Origin of the sequence: Photorhabdus sp. HUG-39, assembly GCF_963878365.1 — a bacterium.
In the GTDB taxonomy this organism is placed as follows: Bacteria; Pseudomonadota; Gammaproteobacteria; order Enterobacterales; family Enterobacteriaceae; genus Photorhabdus; species Photorhabdus kayaii.
The window spans coordinates 1-15679 of the sequence record NZ_CAWNWY010000053.1 but is presented as its reverse complement, the minus strand read 5'-3'; the positions used below and the strand labels follow the sequence as shown (position 1 = coordinate 15679).

Annotated in this window: 15 protein-coding genes; 10 read left to right on the top strand and 5 right to left on the bottom strand. The window is 53.2% G+C overall.

Going from position 1 to position 15679, the window contains the following annotated elements; all coding sequences use genetic code 11:
• Nucleotides 1-159 precede the first annotated feature (159 nt).
• Nucleotides 160-795, top strand: a complete 636-nt coding sequence (locus AAC155_RS22580) for an SMI1/KNR4 family protein (RefSeq protein WP_205068583.1) — start codon at nucleotides 160-162, stop codon at nucleotides 793-795.
• Between the two features lie 53 nt (nucleotides 796-848).
• On the opposite strand, the gene AAC155_RS22575 is transcribed toward AAC155_RS22580, so the two are convergent.
• The gene (locus tag AAC155_RS22575; RefSeq protein ID WP_113044217.1) at nucleotides 849-1091 is read right to left on the bottom strand and encodes a SymE family type I addiction module toxin; all 243 of its coding nucleotides are present in this window, start codon (nucleotides 1089-1091) and stop codon (nucleotides 849-851) included.
• Nucleotides 1092-1169: 78 nt separating this feature from the next.
• Complete coding sequence (locus AAC155_RS22570) at nucleotides 1170-1562, bottom strand: helix-turn-helix domain-containing protein (RefSeq protein ID WP_229015692.1); 393 nt, start codon at nucleotides 1560-1562, stop codon at nucleotides 1170-1172.
• 99 nt (nucleotides 1563-1661) lie between these two features.
• Here AAC155_RS22570 and AAC155_RS22565 point away from each other — a divergent pair, with 99 nt between their 5' ends.
• From AAC155_RS22565 to AAC155_RS22550, 4 genes are read left to right on the top strand one after another with little or no spacing between them, the layout of a single operon-like run.
• The gene (locus tag AAC155_RS22565) at nucleotides 1662-4976 is read left to right on the top strand and encodes a CHC2 zinc finger domain-containing protein (protein WP_113044213.1); all 3315 of its coding nucleotides are present in this window, start codon (nucleotides 1662-1664) and stop codon (nucleotides 4974-4976) included.
• Nucleotides 4963-5973, top strand: a complete 1011-nt coding sequence (gene xerC / locus AAC155_RS22560) for a site-specific tyrosine recombinase XerC (protein ID WP_113044216.1) — start codon at nucleotides 4963-4965, stop codon at nucleotides 5971-5973. The genes AAC155_RS22565 and xerC (AAC155_RS22560) overlap by 14 nt, the downstream gene beginning before the upstream one ends.
• Before the next feature lie 39 nt (nucleotides 5974-6012).
• The gene (locus AAC155_RS22555) at nucleotides 6013-6912 is read left to right on the top strand and encodes a hypothetical protein (protein ID WP_113044215.1); all 900 of its coding nucleotides are present in this window, start codon (nucleotides 6013-6015) and stop codon (nucleotides 6910-6912) included.
• Nucleotides 6909-7220, top strand: a complete 312-nt coding sequence (locus tag AAC155_RS22550) for a hypothetical protein (protein WP_011147757.1) — start codon at nucleotides 6909-6911, stop codon at nucleotides 7218-7220. The genes AAC155_RS22555 and AAC155_RS22550 overlap by 4 nt, the downstream gene beginning before the upstream one ends.
• Before the next feature lie 42 nt (nucleotides 7221-7262).
• Here the strand turns inward: AAC155_RS22550 and AAC155_RS22545 are convergent, their stop codons facing one another.
• Both AAC155_RS22545 and AAC155_RS22540 read right to left on the bottom strand, forming a co-directional pair.
• Nucleotides 7263-7505: a SymE family type I addiction module toxin gene (locus AAC155_RS22545; RefSeq protein WP_113044214.1), complete on the bottom strand. Its 243-nt coding sequence runs from the start codon at nucleotides 7503-7505 to the stop codon at nucleotides 7263-7265.
• A 78-nt stretch (nucleotides 7506-7583) separates the two neighbouring features.
• The gene (locus AAC155_RS22540; protein WP_229015692.1) at nucleotides 7584-7976 is read right to left on the bottom strand and encodes a helix-turn-helix domain-containing protein; all 393 of its coding nucleotides are present in this window, start codon (nucleotides 7974-7976) and stop codon (nucleotides 7584-7586) included.
• 99 nt (nucleotides 7977-8075) lie between these two features.
• Between AAC155_RS22540 and AAC155_RS22535 the strand changes: the two genes are divergently transcribed.
• Nucleotides 8076-11390 carry a CHC2 zinc finger domain-containing protein gene (locus tag AAC155_RS22535; protein ID WP_113044213.1) on the top strand — a complete coding sequence of 1105 codons (3315 nt, stop codon included), beginning with the start codon at nucleotides 8076-8078 and terminating at the stop codon, nucleotides 11388-11390.
• Nucleotides 11377-12507 (top strand): site-specific tyrosine recombinase XerC, encoded by a 1131-nt coding sequence (xerC, locus tag AAC155_RS22530; protein WP_113044212.1) that lies wholly within the window; start codon nucleotides 11377-11379, stop codon nucleotides 12505-12507. Before AAC155_RS22535 ends, xerC (AAC155_RS22530) begins: the two co-directional genes overlap by 14 nt.
• 230 nt (nucleotides 12508-12737) lie before the next feature.
• On the opposite strand, the gene AAC155_RS22525 is transcribed toward xerC (AAC155_RS22530), so the two are convergent.
• Complete coding sequence (locus tag AAC155_RS22525; protein ID WP_113044211.1) at nucleotides 12738-13067, bottom strand: hypothetical protein; 330 nt, start codon at nucleotides 13065-13067, stop codon at nucleotides 12738-12740.
• 298 nt (nucleotides 13068-13365) lie between these two features.
• On the opposite strand from AAC155_RS22525, the gene AAC155_RS22520 reads away from it, so the two are divergent.
• The 3 genes from AAC155_RS22520 to AAC155_RS22505 all read left to right on the top strand — a co-directional run bounded on the left by AAC155_RS22520 (nucleotide 13366) and on the right by AAC155_RS22505 (nucleotide 15479).
• On the top strand, nucleotides 13366-14016 hold the full coding sequence (locus AAC155_RS22520; protein ID WP_113044209.1) for a hypothetical protein: 651 nt from the start codon (nucleotides 13366-13368) through the stop codon (nucleotides 14014-14016).
• A gap of 535 nt (nucleotides 14017-14551) precedes the next feature.
• A complete protein-coding gene (locus tag AAC155_RS22510) occupies nucleotides 14552-14998 on the top strand; it encodes a hypothetical protein (RefSeq protein ID WP_113044208.1) in 447 nt (148 codons plus the stop codon).
• Nucleotides 14999-15134: 136 nt separating this feature from the next.
• Complete coding sequence (locus AAC155_RS22505) at nucleotides 15135-15479, top strand: hypothetical protein (RefSeq protein ID WP_113044207.1); 345 nt, start codon at nucleotides 15135-15137, stop codon at nucleotides 15477-15479.
• Nucleotides 15480-15679 lie beyond the last annotated feature (200 nt).

Sequence of the window (15679 nt, the reverse complement as noted above, 5' to 3'; positions counted from 1 at the left end):
GCTCAGGCGCTTCGGTTCGACCAATTACCCCTTCTGATAATAGAGGAGCTGGATCATGTATTGGTCAACAATGTCGCGGATTACCTAATGGTGCGACTGTAATTATAAAGACAGAAAAGACAGACAAATCAGGCAAAATAGAAACGGAGAAATAGAAAAATGTGGCCTTTAACTGACAAATTACTCTCAATTTGTAGTCATGATATTTCTTCGGTTAGATCAGAAAAATATATTGCTTCCAATTATGGAAAATCATTGGTAGATGAATTGAGCTGTTTATTGATTAAAAAAAATGGATTTTATGGCTTTGAGTCTGCATTACGCGTTTTTCCATATGAAACGATAGGTGAAGAGATCGGCTTAATTGATTGGAACAATAATAGGTTATGGATTAACTCGTACGAAGATATGGCTAAGGATGCTCTTTTCTTTGCAGAAGATATCTTTGGAAATCAGTTTTGTTTAAAAGATGATTGTATTCATACATTCGATCCTGAAACGGGATTATTTGATAAATTAGCCGAGAGTATAAATGAATGGAGTGGGATTATCTTGGAAGATTATGAAGTCTTAACTGGATATTCTTTGGCTCATAATTGGCAAAACATTTACGGTCCTATTCAATCTGGCTATCGTTTAGTCCCTAAAATTCCCTTTGTTTTAGGCGGAGAATATGAATTGGAAAATCTTTACTTAGCTCGAACAGGCGAATCAATGAGAGCCAGAGCTGATTTGGCTCTACAAATACGAAATATTCCCGATGGGGCAAGCATTAAAATGGACATAAAAGATTAAAAATCAGTTAGCAAAAAGATCCCAGTCCAAGCACTGGGATCTTTTTTGAGTCGTCAGCTGTTCTCAATGAGCCGGATAATCAACTGCCCCCGTTCAACGGTGATGTTCACTGCCTGTCCGGTGGTAAACCCGGCTTCTTCCAGCCAGTTGCCTTTAAGATGCAGGCTGGGATGCTGACTGTAATAGCGGGTCATGCCAGTGTTGCGATCTTCGTGGCGGGTGCTGGTATACCCCACCTTATAGCTGCGCCGGGCTTTTGAAATCTTCCAATCTGCATTACAATCGCGGTTAGCCATAGTAACTACTCCAATAGTTGCTTACGGTTAGCGGCGGTTCCGTGCTCCAACACGGGATCGCCGCACGTGTTTTATGTCTTACTTCTCGGTGCCTGCTCTGCTGTTGTTACGGGCAAAACGGTTGGCATCGTGTTTTAAAATCAATGACTCCAGTAACACCCTTGCCACTTCTTTCTCTTCCGGTGTGAACTGGCTGATAGCCTCAAACTGCAAACGCAGTTCTTCATCCGGGTTGCGCTCATTCTCGTCAAAAACCAGCGTATCTGCACTGACAGAAAGTGCACGGGAGAGCTTGCGGATAATCTCCAGTGTCGGTTGTACTTCGTCAGCTTCATAACGCCGGATCATTGTCACGTGACAACCGACTTTCTCCGCCAGTGCGGCCTGAGTAAGCCTGCGGTCTTTACGCAGGGTTGCCAGACGTTTACCAAAGTCCATAGAAATTACTCGCCAAGGAAACAGAGCCAGCATTTTACCCCCTTGTTTAAACATGATGCTTGAAACATACCATATATGCATGTATAAAGAAACCATAAAAGCATATTGACAGGTTTTTACAGGAGGTCTCTGATGACCCGCGTTCCCGACACCGATTTAGTCCACTTAAAGCAAACCGTCTCGTTGCTGGGGCTGGCGCGTAAGCAAGGCCGTACGATGAAAAAACGCGGTGAGGATTATGTGCTGCGCTGTCCGTTCCATAACGAGAAAACGCCCTCAATGGTGATATCGCCGGCTAAGAACCTGTATCACTGCTTTGGCTGTGGCGCAGCGGGATCGGTGCTGGACTGGGTGATACAAACGGAAGGGGTGACGCTGAAAATCGGTATCCGCCGGCTGCGGGAGCTGGCCGGGCTGCCGGACATGGACAATGCGGTTGTGGCCGCTTCTTCTTTAGCCGCCCCGCCGGGATCACAGGCGGCCCCCCTGCCGCGCCCGAAACTGGCCGATCTGGACGATGACGGGCAGGCGCTGTTGCATCAGGTGATTGATTTTTATCATCAGAACTTACTGGCGTCACCGGAAGCCAAAGCCTGGCTGGCACGACGCGGGCTGAATCATCCTGAACTGGTCAGTCACTTTAAGCTGGGGTACGCGGGCCATCACGGGATCGGCGGTTCAGCGGGCTTATTACCGTCCAAGAGCAGTCAGGAAGGCCAGCAACTGCGCGACAAGCTGTCGGGGCTGGGCGTGTTGCGTACGACCACCCGTCAGGACCACTTCCGGGGCTGCGTCGTGGTGCCGGTGATCGGCTGGGCCGAATCGGCCAGTGTGGCCAGCCGTGGGCGGGTGCTGCAACTGTATGGTCGCCGAACCCAGCCGGATTACAAAGTGCTGAAAGACAGCCCAAAGCATCTGTACCTGCCGTCACCGTTGGCCGGGGTCTGGAATGAGGAAGCGATGAAAGCCGCTTCGGAAATTATCCTGTGCGAAGCGCTGATCGATGCCATGACCTTCTGGTGTGCCGGGTTCCGTAACGTGATTGCCGCGTTCGGGGTGAACGGGTTTAACCGTGAGCACCTCGCAGCCTTGCCGTATCACGGCGTGAAACGGGTGCTGATTGCCTTTGACCGGGACGAGGCCGGAGACCGTGGCGCGGCCAGTGTGGCGGCTGATTTACTGGAAGCCGGTATCGAGGCATGGCGGGTGCAGTTCCCGCCGGGCATGGATGCCAATGACTATGCGCTGAAAAGCGGCAACGCCGAACATGCGCTGGGGCTGGCGTTGCAACAGGCGGTCTGGCTGGGACAGGGAACGGCGCCGGGCGCGGTGTTCAGCCATGAGCGGCCCGTCTCGCCGAGTGTGACGGAAAAGCCCCAAAGTGCTGATGTGACTAAACCTTCTTCTTTAGCCGCCCCGCCAGAGCTGACTGTTGCCCCCGTGCCCTGTGAGCGCACGGCCTGCGGTGAACTGGTGATGAAAAGCGGACCCCGTATCTGGCGGGTACGGGGGATGAAAAAATCCCCGGTGCCGGATGTGATGAAAGTGAATGTGCAGGTGCGCGATGAAACGTCCGGCCTGTTCCATGTGGATACGCTGGACATGTACCATGCGCGGCATCGTCAGAACTACATCAGCACGGCGGCGCAAGAGCTGGCATGCGAGCCGTCTGTGATTAAACGCGAAGCCGGGCGGGTGCTGCTGATGCTGGAGCAGCACCAGGATGCCGAGCAGCGAGCGGAGGCCGAAGCCTCAGGGACAACGGCGGTGACGGTCAGCGCGGAAGACGAAGCCGCCGCGCTGGCGTTGCTGACATCGCCGAACTTAACAGAACAGATTATCAACGACATGGCCGCCTGCGGGGTGGTCGGCGAATCCACCAATCTGCTGACCGGGTATCTGGCGGCGGTCTCGCGCAAACTCGATAAACCGCTGGCCGTGCTGATACAAAGCAGTTCCGCTGCCGGGAAATCGTCCCTGATGGAAGCGGTGCTGAACCTGATGCCGGAAGAGGAGCGTATCCAGTACTCGGCAATGACCGGGCAGAGCCTGTATTACCTCGGCGAAACCAGCCTGCAACACAAGATACTGGCGATAGCCGAAGAAGAAGGCGTGCGGCAGGCGGCCTATGCCCTGAAACTGTTGCAGTCCGACGGCGAGCTGAAAATCGCCAGCACCGGCAAGAACGAACAGAGCGGCGAACTGGTGACGCGGGAATACAAGGTACAGGGACCGGTGATGCTGATGCTAACGACGACGGCCATTGATGTGGATGAAGAGCTGCTGAACCGCTGTCTGGTGCTGACGGTCAACGAATCGCGCGAGCAGACGCAGGCCATCCACGCCATGCAGCGGCACCGCCAGACGCTGGCCGGGTTGCTGGCTGACTCGGAGAAAGGCTATCTGACGCAGTTACACCAGAACGCCCAGCGCCTGTTAAGGCCGCTGAAAGTGGTGAATCCCTACGCCCATCAACTGACGTTCCTGTCAGACAAAACCCGGATGCGGCGCGACCACATGAAATACCTGACGCTGATACAGGCCATTGCGTTGCTGCACCAGTATCAACGTGAAGTGAAGAAAACGACCCACCGCGGACAGGTCATCGAATATATCGAAGTCACCCAAGACGACATTGCCCTGGCTAACCAGCTGGCGCATGAGGTGCTGGGGCGCACGCTGGATGAAATGCCGCCGCAGACGCGCAAGCTGTTACTGCTGATACAGGCCATGGTGAACGAACAGGCGCAAATCCAGCACTGCCAGCCAAATGAAGTGCGCTTTACCCGGCGGGATATCCGCGCCTTTACCCACTGGAGCGACAGCCAGCTCAAAAACCACTGTCAACGGCTGACGGAAATGGAATACCTGCTGTTGCATGGCGGCAGCCGGGGGCACCTGCTGCATTATGAACTGCTGTGGGACGGGGAAGACAACGGCGCAGCCCACCTGTGCGGCCTGCTGGATGCCGGAGAACCGGACTCAGCAACCGCCGGCAGTGAACGCAAGTCTGACCCGAAAGGTCGCAAGTCTTCCCCAAGTCCGGGGCAAGTCTGGCCTGAGTCTGGGGAAGAAAAACCCGCGTCAGCCCGGACAGTACAAGAGCCGGCGGGGGCACAAGTCCGGGCAGATGAAAACGCTGTTATCAGGGAAAATAATCACGGAGACGCATTGCCCGTACCCGACAGGGATAAAACGCCGGCAGCCGTCCCGACAGGTCATGAGAGCAAGTCTGACTTAAATGAACACCCGTCTGCCTCAAGTCTGGGCCAGGTCCGGGCTAAGTCTGGGGTGAAAAAATCCCCATCCGGGCAGGCAGAGCACGGGTTCAGCGTACCGCAAGTCGGGGTAACGGAAGACACAGTGATAAAAGGAAAAAAGAAAACGCGCCCCTTGTCTGCGCCCGCCCCTCAATCTCAACCGGAGGTCAATCATGGCAAACCGTAAACCGCGCAAAGGAAGTCTTCTGACCGTCGATGACGTCTATCGTCAGCCTGTCGGTCCGGCACATGACCCGAAAAGCCTGTATGCACTGCTGCTGCGCTTCGTGGCCTGGCGGCAGGAACGAAACTGGTCGGAAACCACGCTGAAAGTACAGACCCATCACACCTATCGCTTTATCCTGTGGGCCACGGAACGGGGCCTGTACTCTGCCGCGGATATCACGCGGCCGATACTGGAGCGTTACCAGCGTTATCTGTACCAGTACCGCAAGACCAACGGAGAGCCGCTGAGCATCCGCACCCAGCGCACCCAGTTGCAGCCGTTACAGGTGTGGTTCAAATGGCTGACCAAACAGAACCTGATACTGGCGAACCCGGCAGCGGACATTGAGTTGCCGCGGGAAGAAAAACGCCTGCCGCGGTATATCCTGAGCATTGATGAAATCGAGCATATCCTGTCGCTGCCTGACCCAAATACGTTGCAGGGCGCACGCGACCGGGCCCTGATGGAGCTGCTCTGGTCAACGGGGATACGACGCAGTGAAGTGGCCCGGCTCGATATCTACAGCATTGACGGGTCACGCAAAACCGTGACCATCCGGCAGGGCAAGGGGAATAAAGACCGGGTATTGCCCCTCGGCGAACGGGCCTTAAACTGGCTCCAGTTCTATCAGCAGCAGGTTCGCCCGCAACTGCTGGTCACCCCGGACATCCAATCGCTGTTCGTGGCAATGGACGGTCTCGACGGGTTGCAGCCGAACGGTATCACGAATGCCGTGAGCGGCTATATCCGGGCCGCCGGCATCGAGAAAAAAGGTGCCTGCCACCTGTTCCGGCACGCGATGGCGACGCAGATGCTGGAGAACGGGGCGGACCTGCGCTGGATACAGGCCATGTTAGGCCATGCCAGCGTGGAATCCACCCAGGTGTATACGCAGGTCTCTATCCGGGCCTTGCAGGCGGTGAACGCACATTGGAAAAAACGGGTTGTAACCGACTGAGTGTGCAGGGAAAATAGGTGTTCGGTAATCAACTTCGCAATGGAATGGGTTGTTATTGAGAATAACTATCTGAGCGTGAATGAGCTGGACAGTTTTGCGCACCAAGCCCGCACCTGTGAAGGCGAAAGCTGCAAACAAGTGATCAAGGATATGGTAGAGACTAATATCCGCAATCAGCAGGACATGATGGATTTCTGCAACAGCAACCCGAACCAGTGCGCACAGAAGTATGGTTATCTGGTTGATCAGTGGCCGGTGTTTGAGCGGACCCTCAAAAATATGGACCGGGATGGCACATTGCCAGTTGAGTTCAGAAATTACCTGTCGGCGGTGAATACGTTAGGTCAGGCGGCTACAGGCAAGGTAGGCGAACTCGGCTGGACAAAACGCTTTGAAGCAATGGGCATGAGTCAGGAGACTGCCGCGGCGATGGCGATGACGTTGCCTGTTATTGTTGAGGGCAGCAAAGGGCCGAAATCATCGCCAACAACAAAAGGAAGCACAGGCGCGGTTGTTAATACAGAGAAAGCGGCGCTGGAAAAGATTGGGAAAAACAGTCAAGGCACAACGAATCTGGGTGATAAATTGGCTAATACTATTTATCATCAACAGCTTATCAAAAATGCTGAAAAGATATCTACCGCGAAACCGGGGCAACAAGTTGCAGCGCCAAGGGATCTGAATGAGCAGATTTTATGGAACCAAGTTAAAGCTAACCCATCTTCAGGTGATCCACTTAGAGGAATGAATAAAGATCCTCGTTTCCCTACTGATGCAGGATTCCAGAAAATGCAAGTTACACATGAGTTACCAGACGGTTCAAATATCACCATCCATTATCAATATAACTCAACTACTGGTAAGGCTTATGATATGAAGATTACAACTCCTAAACGGCCTGAAATCCAACCTAAGCCTTCAATCACGGATAAAAAATGATGAAAATAAAAAAGTTCAAATCAGAAAAAATTATTGAAGTTTTTGCCATATATTGGTTCGGAGAAAAAACATACTTTTACGGTTTTGCTAAAGGTTATGACGGGCTGCTTAGTTATAACGCAGAGGAAGTAGAAATTATAGAGTCATCGTTATCTGGTGATTTTGTTTTCTTTGAAAATGGCATATTTTACAAGCCACTCATTGAAAAAAATATATTAGATGACCTGTTAGAAGCAGATCCAGTTGCTTATCAATGTTTTTTAGAAACATTGAAATCGGAAGGCAGAATAGAACAAGATTTTTGCTAACCCCAGATCCCAGCCCAAGCGCTGGGATCTCCCCTTTAGCGGTTAGCCGTTCTCGACGAGCCGGATAATCAACTGCCCCCGTTCAACGGTGATGTTCACTGCCTGTCCGGTGGTAAACCCGGCTTCTTCCAGCCAGTTGCCTTTAAGATGCAGGCTGGGATGCTGACTGTAATAGCGGGTCATGCCAGTGTTGCGATCTTCGTGGCGGGTGCTGGTATACCCCACCTTATAGCTGCGCCGGGCTTTTGAAATCTTCCAATCTGCATTACAATCGCGGTTAGCCATAGTAACTACTCCAATAGTTGCTTACGGTTAGCGGCGGTTCCGTGCTCCAACACGGGATCGCCGCACGTGTTTTATGTCTTACTTCTCGGTGCCTGCTCTGCTGTTGTTACGGGCAAAACGGTTGGCATCGTGTTTTAAAATCAATGACTCCAGTAACACCCTTGCCACTTCTTTCTCTTCCGGTGTGAACTGGCTGATAGCCTCAAACTGCAAACGCAGTTCTTCATCCGGGTTGCGCTCATTCTCGTCAAAAACCAGCGTATCTGCACTGACAGAAAGTGCACGGGAGAGCTTGCGGATAATCTCCAGTGTCGGTTGTACTTCGTCAGCTTCATAACGCCGGATCATTGTCACGTGACAACCGACTTTCTCCGCCAGTGCGGCCTGAGTAAGCCTGCGGTCTTTACGCAGGGTTGCCAGACGTTTACCAAAGTCCATAGAAATTACTCGCCAAGGAAACAGAGCCAGCATTTTACCCCCTTGTTTAAACATGATGCTTGAAACATACCATATATGCATGTATAAAGAAACCATAAAAGCATATTGACAGGTTTTTACAGGAGGTCTCTGATGACCCGCGTTCCCGACACCGATTTAGTCCACTTAAAGCAAACCGTCTCGTTGCTGGGGCTGGCGCGTAAGCAAGGCCGTACGATGAAAAAACGCGGTGAGGATTATGTGCTGCGCTGTCCGTTCCATAACGAGAAAACGCCCTCAATGGTGATATCGCCGGCTAAGAACCTGTATCACTGCTTTGGCTGTGGCGCAGCGGGATCGGTGCTGGACTGGGTGATACAAACGGAAGGGGTGACGCTGAAAATCGGTATCCGCCGGCTGCGGGAGCTGGCCGGGCTGCCGGACATGGACAATGCGGTTGTGGCCGCTTCTTCTTTAGCCGCCCCGCCGGGATCACAGGCGGCCCCCCTGCCGCGCCCGAAACTGGCCGATCTGGACGATGACGGGCAGGCGCTGTTGCATCAGGTGATTGATTTTTATCATCAGAACTTACTGGCGTCACCGGAAGCCAAAGCCTGGCTGGCACGACGCGGGCTGAATCATCCTGAACTGGTCAGTCACTTTAAGCTGGGGTACGCGGGCCATCACGGGATCGGCGGTTCAGCGGGCTTATTACCGTCCAAGAGCAGTCAGGAAGGCCAGCAACTGCGCGACAAGCTGTCGGGGCTGGGCGTGTTGCGTACGACCACCCGTCAGGACCACTTCCGGGGCTGCGTCGTGGTGCCGGTGATCGGCTGGGCCGAATCGGCCAGTGTGGCCAGCCGTGGGCGGGTGCTGCAACTGTATGGTCGCCGAACCCAGCCGGATTACAAAGTGCTGAAAGACAGCCCAAAGCATCTGTACCTGCCGTCACCGTTGGCCGGGGTCTGGAATGAGGAAGCGATGAAAGCCGCTTCGGAAATTATCCTGTGCGAAGCGCTGATCGATGCCATGACCTTCTGGTGTGCCGGGTTCCGTAACGTGATTGCCGCGTTCGGGGTGAACGGGTTTAACCGTGAGCACCTCGCAGCCTTGCCGTATCACGGCGTGAAACGGGTGCTGATTGCCTTTGACCGGGACGAGGCCGGAGACCGTGGCGCGGCCAGTGTGGCGGCTGATTTACTGGAAGCCGGTATCGAGGCATGGCGGGTGCAGTTCCCGCCGGGCATGGATGCCAATGACTATGCGCTGAAAAGCGGCAACGCCGAACATGCGCTGGGGCTGGCGTTGCAACAGGCGGTCTGGCTGGGACAGGGAACGGCGCCGGGCGCGGTGTTCAGCCATGAGCGGCCCGTCTCGCCGAGTGTGACGGAAAAGCCCCAAAGTGCTGATGTGACTAAACCTTCTTCTTTAGCCGCCCCGCCAGAGCTGACTGTTGCCCCCGTGCCCTGTGAGCGCACGGCCTGCGGTGAACTGGTGATGAAAAGCGGACCCCGTATCTGGCGGGTACGGGGGATGAAAAAATCCCCGGTGCCGGATGTGATGAAAGTGAATGTGCAGGTGCGCGATGAAACGTCCGGCCTGTTCCATGTGGATACGCTGGACATGTACCATGCGCGGCATCGTCAGAACTACATCAGCACGGCGGCGCAAGAGCTGGCATGCGAGCCGTCTGTGATTAAACGCGAAGCCGGGCGGGTGCTGCTGATGCTGGAGCAGCACCAGGATGCCGAGCAGCGAGCGGAGGCCGAAGCCTCAGGGACAACGGCGGTGACGGTCAGCGCGGAAGACGAAGCCGCCGCGCTGGCGTTGCTGACATCGCCGAACTTAACAGAACAGATTATCAACGACATGGCCGCCTGCGGGGTGGTCGGCGAATCCACCAATCTGCTGACCGGGTATCTGGCGGCGGTCTCGCGCAAACTCGATAAACCGCTGGCCGTGCTGATACAAAGCAGTTCCGCTGCCGGGAAATCGTCCCTGATGGAAGCGGTGCTGAACCTGATGCCGGAAGAGGAGCGTATCCAGTACTCGGCAATGACCGGGCAGAGCCTGTATTACCTCGGCGAAACCAGCCTGCAACACAAGATACTGGCGATAGCCGAAGAAGAAGGCGTGCGGCAGGCGGCCTATGCCCTGAAACTGTTGCAGTCCGACGGCGAGCTGAAAATCGCCAGCACCGGCAAGAACGAACAGAGCGGCGAACTGGTGACGCGGGAATACAAGGTACAGGGACCGGTGATGCTGATGCTAACGACGACGGCCATTGATGTGGATGAAGAGCTGCTGAACCGCTGTCTGGTGCTGACGGTCAACGAATCGCGCGAGCAGACGCAGGCCATCCACGCCATGCAGCGGCACCGCCAGACGCTGGCCGGGTTGCTGGCTGACTCGGAGAAAGGCTATCTGACGCAGTTACACCAGAACGCCCAGCGCCTGTTAAGGCCGCTGAAAGTGGTGAATCCCTACGCCCATCAACTGACGTTCCTGTCAGACAAAACCCGGATGCGGCGCGACCACATGAAATACCTGACGCTGATACAGGCCATTGCGTTGCTGCACCAGTATCAACGTGAAGTGAAGAAAACGACCCACCGCGGACAGGTCATCGAATATATCGAAGTCACCCAAGACGACATTGCCCTGGCTAACCAGCTGGCGCATGAGGTGCTGGGGCGCACGCTGGATGAAATGCCGCCGCAGACGCGCAAGCTGTTACTGCTGATACAGGCCATGGTGAACGAACAGGCGCAAATCCAGCACTGCCAGCCAAATGAAGTGCGCTTTACCCGGCGGGATATCCGCGCCTTTACCCACTGGAGCGACAGCCAGCTCAAAAACCACTGTCAACGGCTGACGGAAATGGAATACCTGCTGTTGCATGGCGGCAGCCGGGGGCACCTGCTGCATTATGAACTGCTGTGGGACGGGGAAGACAACGGCGCAGCCCACCTGTGCGGCCTGCTGGATGCCGGAGAACCGGACTCAGCAACCGCCGGCAGTGAACGCAAGTCTGACCCGAAAGGTCGCAAGTCTTCCCCAAGTCCGGGGCAAGTCTGGCCTGAGTCTGGGGAAGAAAAACCCGCGTCAGCCCGGACAGTACAAGAGCCGGCGGGGGCACAAGTCCGGGCAGATGAAAACGCTGTTATCAGGGAAAATAATCACGGAGACGCATTGCCCGTACCCGACAGGGATAAAACGCCGGCAGCCGTCCCGACAGGTCATGAGAGCAAGTCTGACTTAAATGAACACCCGTCTGCCTCAAGTCTGGGCCAGGTCCGGGCTAAGTCTGGGGTGAAAAAATCCCCATCCGGGCAGGCAGAGCACGGGTTCAGCGTACCGCAAGTCGGGGTAACGGAAGACACAGTGATAAAAGGAAAAAAGAAAACGCGCCCCTTGTCTGCGCCCGCCCCTCAATCTCAACCGGAGGTCAATCATGGCAAACCGTAAACCGCGCAAAGGAAGTCTTCTGACCGTCGATGACGTCTATCGTCAGCCTGTCGGTCCGGCACATGACCCGAAAAGCCTGTATGCACTGCTGCTGCGCTTCGTGGCCTGGCGGCAGGAACGAAACTGGTCGGAAACCACGCTGAAAGTACAGACCCATCACACCTATCGCTTTATCCTGTGGGCCACGGAACGGGGCCTGTACTCTGCCGCGGATATCACGCGGCCGATACTGGAGCGTTACCAGCGTTATCTGTACCAGTACCGCAAGACCAACGGAGAGCCGCTGAGCATCCGCACCCAGCGCACCCAGTTGCAGCCGTTACAGGTGTGGTTCAAATGGCTGACCAAACAGAACCTGATACTGGCGAACCCGGCAGCGGACATTGAGTTGCCGCGGGAAGAAAAACGCCTGCCGCGGTATATCCTGAGCATTGATGAAATCGAGCATATCCTGTCGCTGCCTGACCCAAATACGTTGCAGGGCGCACGCGACCGGGCCCTGATGGAGCTGCTCTGGTCAACGGGGATACGACGCAGTGAAGTGGCCCGGCTCGATATCTACAGCATTGACGGGTCACGCAAAACCGTGACCATCCGGCAGGGCAAGGGGAATAAAGACCGGGTATTGCCCCTCGGCGAACGGGCCTTAAACTGGCTCCAGTTCTATCAGCAGCAGGTTCGCCCGCAACTGCTGGTCACCCCGGACATCCAATCGCTGTTCGTGGCAATGGACGGTCTCGACGGGTTGCAGCCGAACGGTATCACGAATGCCGTGAGCGGCTATATCCGGGCCGCCGGCATCGAGAAAAAAGGTGCCTGCCACCTGTTCCGGCACGCGATGGCGACGCAGATGCTGGAGAACGGGGCGGACCTGCGCTGGATACAGGCCATGTTAGGCCATGCCAGCGTGGAATCCACCCAGGTGTATACGCAGGTCTCTATCCGGGCCTTGCAGGCGGTGCACGCCAGCACCCATCCGGCGGAGCAAATGGCCGACGAAAAAGTCCGCGACGCCGATGAGGTGGGTTTACTGGCCGACCTGTGCGCCGACGATAACGCCGACACGGACACGCCGCCGGACAGTTCAGAGCCGACCTCAACCCCCGATAGCCGCTGACCGTTCGCACGCCCCCGTTAAGCTGGGCGGGTTCGGTGTGAGGGCAGACCGTAGCCGGACTGCCCGTTAGCCTCGGCGCACGCGGGGGTAAATAGTCGTCAGGCGGCCCAACCGCTGACGTCCCCGTTGAGCCGGTCCAGGCCGCCCAACGCCTATTGAACATAATGCGGGGGGAATTATACGCACTGCGCCGGCGAGCCAGGGCAACCGCCTGAGCATCGATGAGCGGCTTAATGCGTATAATTGGCATTATGTCTTGCGCCCCCGCGGGTCAGCATTAGCGGGTGTGGCGCACAAGGCTGACGCCTTCTGCTGTCAGCCGCTGAGCCAGTCCTCGGCAAAAACCCGTGTTCTTCTTTAGCTGCCGTGCCAACGTCCGGCCAACAACCCTGAAGGCAGGTCGGCCTGCGGCCTCCGCTCATTGACTTCCCCCCGCCCCAACCCTGCTGCACTGGCTGCGCTGGCTCACACTGCGCTGCGCTCCGTTGCTCGTCTCCGTGCTCGCCATCTCCGCCCCGTGCAGCCCCCGAGGGCTTCCCTGAACAAAATCGCGAGGTCATGCAAGGTCATGCGCAACCCGAAACCCTGGTGCCCCCGAGCGTCACAGGGGCGCCGCTTGCGGGCTCTCTGCCGCCCGCGCCCGCAGAACGGGCACCCGCCGCCCAAACAAGTTGGGCGACGTTCGCCCGTTGCCGAAAAAGGCGCTACCCTGACCAGAGCGCGGCGGGAAAAACCGGCGTTCAGGGGCGAAAAGCGCGTCAGGGGATTTTGGGTACGGCGGTGAACGCACATCGGAAAAAACGGGTTGTAACTGACTGAGTGGACAGGGAAAATCGCTGTTCTCTGGCTCACTTCGCAATGGAATGGGTTGTTGCGGATAATAATGCCCTGAGCTTACCCAAAGGAATGATGGATTACGGTCGGTCAGCATCCAGTCTGGCTACCGCGATGTTAAATGAAGGTAAATCTCTTCAAGAGATTTCAGCGGCATTGTCAAAACATGCCAAAGGTGATCACCCGGAAGGGCAAGATCCGGTAAGAGGGTTGTTAGTCGCTTGGGGGACAGGAATGTCCACGGTAGCAGCACCACTGTTACTACCATCAGGAGCAACAGTGGGAAGTATTTTTGCTGGAGGTATCATCAGTGGAACCGCTAATGTTAGTAATCAATTGACAAATGGCCCCGTGAACATGACTGACGCATTGATAGCCACGGGAACGGGGGCAGTAACACAAGGCAAAGGCTTTTGGTTTACAGAAATAGCGAGTATTACTGGTGCCTATGCAGGCGCTAAATTGCAAGGGAAAGATCCTTTATCGCCTGTAATTGGTGCAGGTATTGGTAACGTGATAGGTGCAGGGACCGGTAAAGTAGTTACTGATAAATTTAAACCTGTAGTATCAGGAGCTGTTGCTGAAGCCATTGGTGCGGGTTCTGGTGCAATAAGCTCTGAAGTTGCGGGCAGTACAGTAGAAGAGAAGTTAAATAAAAACTGGAGTAAAAAATGAAATCTACGATTGTTTTTTCTGACTCTATCCACTATTGCATAGTTATTTATTACAACCTTACTTATAAGATTTGTCGTCGGAATGATTGCTTATTATCAATTTGGCGAAATAGACTTTAGTCTTAATGATGTTATATATGCTGCTAAAGTGGGTATTGCAGGAGGGATACCTTTAGGTATTGGAGCGTCGATTTTAGCTAACCTAAAAGAAAGCAAAGAGAAATTTCCCCCTCCCGGTTCTTAGCTAATAAGAATTCTGGCCTTCTGGTCAGGATTGTTGTAGACAATAATCAGCTAAGCGTTGACCAGAATCGTTCAAGGAGTGAGGAACTGGTCAACTGTCAGGGGGATACCAGTTGTCGTTCTGTTGTCAGGGATAAGTATCGCCAAGAGGTAACCCTTTTTACTCAGAACATTGGTATCTTGGTGAAGTAGACAATAGATGCTAATACCTCATCGATGAGAAAGTTATCTTGAAAAATGCCGTTAAAGAGCGAGCTTCTTCGCGGTAATACGCAGTTTAAGGATAAGTGAGCATGATTGTATATATTCCGTTTATTTTGATGGTCTTGAGTCTGTTGGGATTTCTTGCCTGCTTCATCTATTTTGGCTTGAACAAAAAAGTTTCACTAAGAAGTGTAAAATCTCCGTTGCTCTTTTTTGATTTTTGTTTTTTTAATAAAAACAAACTTGCTAATTTTTCCATGATAATATTATTTGTTATTTATATGTCTGGAATTTTGTTTGAATTTATTAAAAATGAAAATTTAATTTCCTTTGCTGGTTATTTTATTGGAGTGTTTGCAATTCTTGTTTTTCTTATTCATTGCAGATTTTTCTCAAAAAGAAAATTTGCACATAGAAATAATATTGAATTCATAAAAGAGTTTGTTTTTGAAATGGAAATAAGCCTTCAAAATACGTCATTATGGTTATCTAGGTTATTTTATATTGTTTGGCTTTATTTGTTTTTTTCTACGTAATTGTTGTAGACAGTAATGCATTTAATATGGGAAGTCTGTTTGGTTATAAAGGAGGAGGAACTCAGTTTGATCTTATGGGGCAAAGGACCGATACATTTACTAATGAACGGGCTATTCAAAAAAATAGGAGAACAAAATGGTTATCTTAGTTAACAATAACAAGATTAATATCAATGGGCACTTAATTATATTTAATCAAAAGATTATTAAGGCGATAGAAATTGAGAATGGTTCTGTTCTTGTCTTAACTGATATTCCTATAGGAGATGATGGGCTAAATAATCTATTTTCTTATACAAATAATGGAGAATTTCTTTGGCAAATAGAGCCTTCAGATTTACAAAAAGAAGGCCAAATAAGTTACCCATATGAAGGGTTGAACGTTGTTGAAGAGCAATATTTTGTTGTTGATTTTTATGGAAGAAGAATATTTTTCGATCCTTATACTGGCCTATTCTTATCACGAGATATTGTAAAATAAGGTGGATAATAACCACTTAAGCGTTGACCAGAACCGTTCAAGGAGCGAGGAACTGGTCAACTATCAGGGTGATGCCAGGGCACGAGCATACTTTGACTGCTATTCATCCAAAGAAAACTCTTGCCCGATAATCATCGCACCAACCCGCTTTTTTAAGCTTGTTCCTTTGGCTCGGTGCCCCGCAATCGCATTGTTTGACC

Bases quoted from the DNA above. Each gene is read 5' to 3' on its own strand.
- AAC155_RS22580 (WP_205068583.1), top strand. From the start codon at position 160: ATGTGGCCTTTAACTGACAAATTACTCTCAATTTGTAGTCATGATATT.
- AAC155_RS22520 (WP_113044209.1), top strand. From the start codon at position 13,366: ATGGAATGGGTTGTTGCGGATAATAATGCCCTGAGCTTACCCAAAGGA.
- xerC (WP_113044216.1), top strand. From the start codon at position 4,963: ATGGCAAACCGTAAACCGCGCAAAGGAAGTCTTCTGACCGTCGATGAC.
- AAC155_RS22565 (WP_113044213.1), top strand. From the start codon at position 1,662: ATGACCCGCGTTCCCGACACCGATTTAGTCCACTTAAAGCAAACCGTC.
- AAC155_RS22555 (WP_113044215.1), top strand. From the start codon at position 6,013: ATGGAATGGGTTGTTATTGAGAATAACTATCTGAGCGTGAATGAGCTG.
- AAC155_RS22550 (WP_011147757.1), top strand. From the start codon at position 6,909: ATGATGAAAATAAAAAAGTTCAAATCAGAAAAAATTATTGAAGTTTTT.
- xerC (WP_113044212.1), top strand. From the start codon at position 11,377: ATGGCAAACCGTAAACCGCGCAAAGGAAGTCTTCTGACCGTCGATGAC.
- AAC155_RS22570 (WP_229015692.1), bottom strand. From the start codon at position 1,562: ATGCTGGCTCTGTTTCCTTGGCGAGTAATTTCTATGGACTTTGGTAAA.
- AAC155_RS22510 (WP_113044208.1), top strand. From the start codon at position 14,552: ATGATTGTATATATTCCGTTTATTTTGATGGTCTTGAGTCTGTTGGGA.
- AAC155_RS22535 (WP_113044213.1), top strand. From the start codon at position 8,076: ATGACCCGCGTTCCCGACACCGATTTAGTCCACTTAAAGCAAACCGTC.
- AAC155_RS22505 (WP_113044207.1), top strand. From the start codon at position 15,135: ATGGTTATCTTAGTTAACAATAACAAGATTAATATCAATGGGCACTTA.
- AAC155_RS22545 (WP_113044214.1), bottom strand. From the start codon at position 7,505: ATGGCTAACCGCGATTGTAATGCAGATTGGAAGATTTCAAAAGCCCGG.
- AAC155_RS22540 (WP_229015692.1), bottom strand. From the start codon at position 7,976: ATGCTGGCTCTGTTTCCTTGGCGAGTAATTTCTATGGACTTTGGTAAA.
- AAC155_RS22575 (WP_113044217.1), bottom strand. From the start codon at position 1,091: ATGGCTAACCGCGATTGTAATGCAGATTGGAAGATTTCAAAAGCCCGG.
- AAC155_RS22525 (WP_113044211.1), bottom strand. From the start codon at position 13,067: ATGACCTCGCGATTTTGTTCAGGGAAGCCCTCGGGGGCTGCACGGGGC.